General features: G+C 36.6%; 5 protein-coding genes, 1 tRNA gene and 1 pseudogene. 2 read left to right on the top strand and 5 right to left on the bottom strand.

The annotated features are described in order from the left end of the window. The first annotated feature begins 88 nt into the window (after window positions 1-88). On the top strand, window positions 89-304 hold the full coding sequence (locus tag A9G28_RS14170) for an ogr/Delta-like zinc finger family protein (protein WP_081301545.1): 216 nt from the start codon (window positions 89-91) through the stop codon (window positions 302-304). A 138-nt stretch (window positions 305-442) separates the two neighbouring features. Here A9G28_RS14170 and A9G28_RS08490 read toward each other — a convergent pair. Beyond that, a tRNA-Ile gene (locus A9G28_RS08490) sits at window positions 443-519 on the bottom strand. A 220-nt stretch (window positions 520-739) separates the two neighbouring features. On the opposite strand from A9G28_RS08490, the gene A9G28_RS08485 reads away from it, so the two are divergent. Next, window positions 740-1,099 (top strand): DUF4156 domain-containing protein, encoded by a 360-nt coding sequence (locus A9G28_RS08485; protein WP_065580386.1) that lies wholly within the window; start codon window positions 740-742, stop codon window positions 1,097-1,099. A gap of 68 nt (window positions 1,100-1,167) precedes the next feature. Here A9G28_RS08485 and serC read toward each other — a convergent pair whose 3' ends face one another. The 4 genes and pseudogenes from serC to argB form a co-directional block, all read right to left on the bottom strand. Next, complete coding sequence (serC, locus tag A9G28_RS08480) at window positions 1,168-2,253, bottom strand: 3-phosphoserine/phosphohydroxythreonine transaminase (RefSeq protein WP_065580385.1); 1,086 nt, start codon at window positions 2,251-2,253, stop codon at window positions 1,168-1,170. Window positions 2,254-2,458: 205 nt separating this feature from the next. After that, window positions 2,459-3,832, bottom strand: a complete 1,374-nt coding sequence (gene argH, locus A9G28_RS08475; RefSeq protein WP_065580384.1) for an argininosuccinate lyase — start codon at window positions 3,830-3,832, stop codon at window positions 2,459-2,461. Window positions 3,833-4,032: 200 nt separating this feature from the next. Further along, a pseudogene (locus A9G28_RS08470) lies at window positions 4,033-5,250 on the bottom strand (argininosuccinate synthase); the annotation flags it as partial. 102 nt (window positions 5,251-5,352) lie between these two features. Then, window positions 5,353-6,132, bottom strand: coding sequence for an acetylglutamate kinase (gene argB, locus A9G28_RS08465; RefSeq protein ID WP_065580383.1), 780 nt, complete (start codon window positions 6,130-6,132; stop codon window positions 5,353-5,355). Window positions 6,133-6,169: the final 37 nt, after the last annotated feature.

The following is a 6,169-nucleotide window of genomic DNA, read 5'->3' as shown; positions in this document are numbered from 1 at the left end:
AAAACCCAAAGAAGAAAATGAATAATACTGGATTTAATTAAAAGTTAATATAAAATTAACTAAAAATTAAAGAAGAGGTAAAGTATCGATGAAATGCCCACACTGTAGATCAAAAACAACGATTAGAACTAGCGAAGAACTCAGCAATATAACTCGTAAACAATATCGGCAATGTACAAATATTTACTGTTGTCACTCATTTACAGTATTGCAATCTGTCTCAGAAACAATCGTACCCAGCGCATGCCCTGATCCGAATGTAAAAATACCGTTTTCTTCAAACCGCCATCATCAACTAAATTAATGGTAAATGTGGGTTGTGCAATAAAATACAACCCAACCAATCAGAAAATCAACCGCCATTTCACCGCCACTTAAGAAAATAAGTTAGTTTGCTAATGTTGATTATTTGATGTAATTTCTTGATTTAAATAGGTTTTATTGGTGGCCCCTACTGGACTTGAACCAGTGACCAATCGATTATGAGTCGACTGCTCTGACCAACTGAGCTAAGGGGCCATTTCGGCGTGCTACTAAGTTAGTAGGGTTGCGATTATAATAGAGTTAAATCGAATTTGCTATAATTAATTAATAAACTAGGTTAGTTTGATTATTTCTTAATCTGAAATGTGTTTATAAAGTTTTCCTCTCGCTTAATTACTAATATTTTTTGCTTAATGAAACTGATACAATAACTTGGTTCATTATTATTTTTTATTATATTGGCTAAGGAAATATTATGTCTATCAAAAAATCAGTATTTGTTGGTGTTGTAATATTAGCAACTTTGCTTTTAAGTGCGTGTAGTAGCAATAAATATCAACCGACTGCTGCTGGTCGCCAAGTCCAATTTATTGATACTAAGCCTGCAGATTCTTGCCAGTTTTTGGGGAAAACAGAGGGGCGTCGTAGCAGTTTCTTTTCTGGACTTAAAACACATAGTGAACTTATTCGCGATGCGGCATCAGAACTTATGAACAAAGCGGCTACGATGGGCGGTAATGTGATTTATAATGCGCAAGATACTTCTATGCAATATATTTCAGATATTGCACCAACAGATGCGGTTATGGTTGGTGAAGTATATAGTTGCAAATAGGGCTAGTTAATTAAAAAAGGGAGGGCTTACCTTTCCTTTTTTAATTGGCGTCACTACTTGTATAGCTTTTAGCTATTTTGCTTTTCAAATTGCTGCATAAAGTCAATTAAATAATTGACCCCTTCTTGATCCATGGCGTTATAAATTGATGCACGCATTCCTCCTGCAATTCGATGCCCTTTAATACCAATAATGTTAGCTTGGCTTGCTTCGCTTACAAATTTTTTATCTAGCTCTTCATTTGGAGATAAGAAAGTTACATTCATAATTGATCTGTTAGCGGTTGCAACAGTATTTCGGTAAAAATTAGATTGGTCGATATATTGGTATAGCGATTGTGCTTTGGCTTGGTTACGTTGCTGCATGGCTTTTAGCCCACCAAGGTTTTTTATCCATTTAAACACTAACCCCGACAAGTACCATGCAAAGGTAGGTGGTGTATTAAACATAGAATCGTTATCCATTAAAATTTTGTAATCTAATATTGATGGTAAGATTTTTTGTGCATGACCGATTAGATCTTCACGCACAATAACAATAGTAATACCTGATGGACCAATGTTTTTTTGGGCACCCGCATAAATGATACCATATCGGCTTATATCAATTGGTTGTGATAATATGCATGATGATAGATCGGCAACAACTGTTTTATTACCAAAATTTGGCTCTTCAAAAATTTCAATACCATCAATTGTTTCGTTGGGACAATAGTGTACATAAGCGGAATCATCATTTAATTGCCATTCAGACATAGGTTTGATAGCGGTTAATCCATTTTGCTTGATGACCACATTTTGCTCGTGAATTTGGCAATATTTACTGGCTTCTTTGGCAGCACACTGGCTCCAATAACCGCTATTGATATAGTCTGCATTGGTTTTATTGCCTAAAATATTTAATGGCACTGCGGCAAATTGTGCTCTAGCACCACCTTGGCAATAGAGAATTTTGTAATTATTAGGAATATCTAATATTTCACGCAGGTCGTTAGAAGCGTCAACAGCACAGGCATCAAAATCTTTACCTCTATGACTCAATTCCATCACCGATGCACCTGTATTATGCCAATTCAATAACTCAGCTTGAACTTGTTTTAATACATCTGCAGGTAATTTTGCAGGACCTGCACTAAAGTTATAACTTTTACTCATAACAATTCACTTTAATCCATTCAAAAAAGAATTCTATTTTTACACCGTCTTAACAGATATACAATCAGATTTTTTAAGAAAAAGATGCATACGTCTATACCCTTTGGCTATTTTATCTCTGTAATCAAAAACTATTGCTTTATATGGCATTATTGATTTAATTGATATAAAAATGCCGGCATAGTTATGAAGAAGAGTGAAAAGGCTAGGATAATTGTTGCTTTGCATTTTTAATTGCTAATTTAACTTGTTGTGGTGAAACCCCGCCTTTAGCGCAACGTTTGGCTAAGCATGATTCTAACGATAATATTGAATAAACGTCATTACCAATGACAGGGCTAAATTTCTGTAATTCCTCAAGCGAGAGCTCTTCAAGCGCCTTTTTCTTGGTGATTGCATCAATTACTGCTTCACCAACAATATGATGTGCTTCCCGAAATGGTATACCTTTGGCAACTAAATAATCAGCAAGTTCGGTCGCATTGGAATAACCTTGTTTAGCCGCTTCTTGGCAGTTTGCATAGTTAATTTTAATATCTTCTAATACTAATATGGCAATATCTAAACATTCATGCCAAGTATCCAGTGCATCAAATAGATGTTCTTTATCTTCTTGTAGATCTTTATTATAAGCAAGTGGTAAACCTTTCAAGGTCATAAGCGCTCCAGTTAATGCGCCAGTCACTCGACCTACTTTGCCACGAATTAGTTCTAATGCATCGGGATTCTTTTTTTGCGGCATAAGTGACGAGCCCGAAGTAACGCGATCAGATAATTCAACAAAGTTAGCTTCACCACTGTTGAAAATGATAAGATCTTCAGCAAAACGTGATAGATGCACCATACCAATTGAAGCATTACTTAATAGCTCAAGAATGTGATCACGATCAGACACCGAATCTAAACTATTATTTGTTGCTACCGAAAAACCTAACCAATTTGCTAATTGATCGCGATCCATGGGATAAGCAGTTCCAGCCAATGCACCTGTCCCTAATGGGCTTGCATCTAAGCGTTTTAAGGTATCTTGTAAACGACTAACATCACGGGTGAGCATTTCAAAATAAGCTAAACACCAATGTGCAAATGTGATTGGTTGTGCTCGCTGTAGATGGGTATAACCAGGCATAACGGCATTTTGATGTTGTTTTGCTGTTGTAACGAGAGAATGTCGCAATTGATTAATGGTATTAATTAAATAAGGAATTTGATCTTTACACCATAGTTTTAGGTCAGTGGCTGATTGATCGTTGCGACTTCGACCTGTATGTAATTTTTTACCCAAATCACCAATTTTTTCGATCAGTTTTTGTTCCACCCAACTGTGTATATCTTCAGCATCACTTTGTAAAATCTGATTGGGATCTTGTTGTACCAAAACCAGTAATTCGTTCAAAGCTTTTTCTAACTTTTTTTGCTCATCATAAGATATAACGTTAACAGTCACCAATGCTTTCGACCAAGCAATTGAACCAATGATATCTTGCTCTGCAAGACGATAGTCAAAGCGCAATGAATCATTAAAATGCTTAAATTGTTGATCTGCCGCTTGGCTAAAACGCCCACCCCATAATGCCATAATTACCTCTATATTATTTTTAATAACTAGTTAAACACGTACAATTTTATCTAAAATAACAACATACAGACATTAGCCTGTATATTGTTGTTATTTTATTTGTGATATCGGAAATCACTTTTTTACTTTTGTTGCTATGTTTTACTCACCAGTTCCGCTGTTTTAACAGATTTAGCTGATTTGGTCTTTTGAGCGGGTTGTTTTTTCTTATCTTCGTTTAAAGCTCGTATACGAGAGGATAACGAGAATAGACGAATAAAGCCACCTGCATGGCTGTGATCATAAACATCATCTTCTCCAAATGTTGCAAACTCCTCATTATATAGACTATTCGGCGATTTTTTTTGTACTGCTGTTGCATTACCTTTATAAAGTTTAACAACAACTTCGCCTGTCATGTCTTGTGCTAATACTTCAGCGGCCGCTTGAATTGAACGTCGATATGGAGCAAACCAACGACCATCATAAACAACATAGGCCATTTCAATTCCGAGTTGTTCGCGCCATTTAAAGCTGTCACGGTCTAAGATTAATTGCTCTAAACCACGTAATGCTGTCATCATTATTGTGCCACCTGGAGTTTCATAGCAACCACGTGATTTAATGCCAACTAGGCGATTTTCAATAATATCTACGCGACCAACGCCATGTTTTGCACCAATTTTATTCAGTGTTGCCACGCAGTTGTAAGGCGATAATTTTTTGCCGTTAACCGACACTACTTCGCCTTTTTCTATTCCAATAGTAACCAGTTCTGGTTTATCTGGCGCATCTTCGGGCGAAACAGTCCAAGCCCAGCAATCAGCATTAGCTTGGTTCCAAGTACTTTCTAGCACACCGCCTTCAGTCGAGATATGCCATGCGTTTTCGTCACGGCTATAAATTTTTTCAACCGTTGCCGTGGTTGGGATTTTACGAACTTTTAAATAATCGATTAATGCTTCACGTGAACGTAGATCCCATTCACGCCAAGGTGCAATGACTTTTAGTTGTGGTGCAAGTGCGGTGTAAGTTGTTTCAAAGCGTACTTGGTCATTACCTTTACCTGTTGCACCATGACATAGTGTATCTGCACCAACTTCTAATGCATATTCTACTTGTGCTTTTGCAATAATTGGACGAGCCATCGAGGTACCAAGATAATAAGTGCCTTCATATAAGGCGCCTGTTTTCAAAACAGGGTATACATAGTCTTTAACAAATTCTTCTCGTAAATCAACCACTTTACAAGCCACAGCCCCCGAGGCTTTAGCTTTCTTTTCGACATCTTTTAATTCTTTGGGATCTTGACCTACATTAGCAACAAAAGCGTAAACTTCACATCCGCCATAGTTTTCTTTTAACCAAGGAATAATTGCTGATGTATCCAAACCACCTGAATAAGCTAATACAACTTTTTTTGTTCCACTTTTTTTCATGTTACACCCTTTCCAAATTAACTTACGATAAATAAATGCGTTAAAGATATGTACTTTTATATTTGTATTGATGATAACTAACCTAATACAAATACTTATTATTTAAGCAATAATTTTTGTACCCGTTGCTCCTGATATTCCATTAAATAATTTGATAAGTTGATCGGACTCTTTCCAACTGGCAATCACAATCGGCTGCCCCAGTTCTTTAACTGCTTCAAAAGCCGAATTCACTTTTACCACCATACCATCGGTAATAATACCTTTAGCGATCAATTGATCCGCCTGCGGTTGTGTTAAAGACTCAATTCGTTGCTTATTTTCGTCAAGCACGCCAACGACATCAGACAATAATATTAAGTCTGCACCTAAAGTTTTAGCGAGCGCTACCGCAGCATGATCGGCATTAACATTCATCATTTGCCCACTTTCGGTGATGCCAATTGAGCTAACAATTGGCAAATAACCTGCATTAATCAGTAAATTTATTAATGTAGGATCGCCTGCTTGAGCTTCGCCAACATAACCTAGCTCTTCCGAAATTTGTTTGACTTTAACACTATTACCATCAGCAAGACAGAGCCCAACACTTGGTATTTGATGTTTTTTAGCCTCAGACAATAATTTGGTGTTTGCGCTACCAGCAAGGCTTCCTACAATAACATCAATTTGATCAGCTGGCGTTACACGTAGCCCATTTCGGCGTACTACGGGTAAAGAAAGCCTATCCATTAATGAATCAACTACCGTACCACCGCCATGAACAATAATTAAAGATCGTTGATAATTCTTTTTATATTCACTAATAACAACAAATAATTGGCTTAAGGCATCTTTGTTATCAAGTAATACGCCACCAAGTTTTATAATTAATGGTCTCATTTTAGTTTCCTAGTAATTTAACTTATTGTTAAGATGT

It is taken from the genome of Gilliamella sp. Fer1-1, from assembly GCF_001690825.1.
GTDB lineage: Bacteria > Pseudomonadota > Gammaproteobacteria > Enterobacterales > Orbaceae > Gilliamella > Gilliamella apicola_C.
Note: the sequence above shows the minus strand (reverse complement) of the source record. Positions and strands in the feature narration are given on the sequence as shown.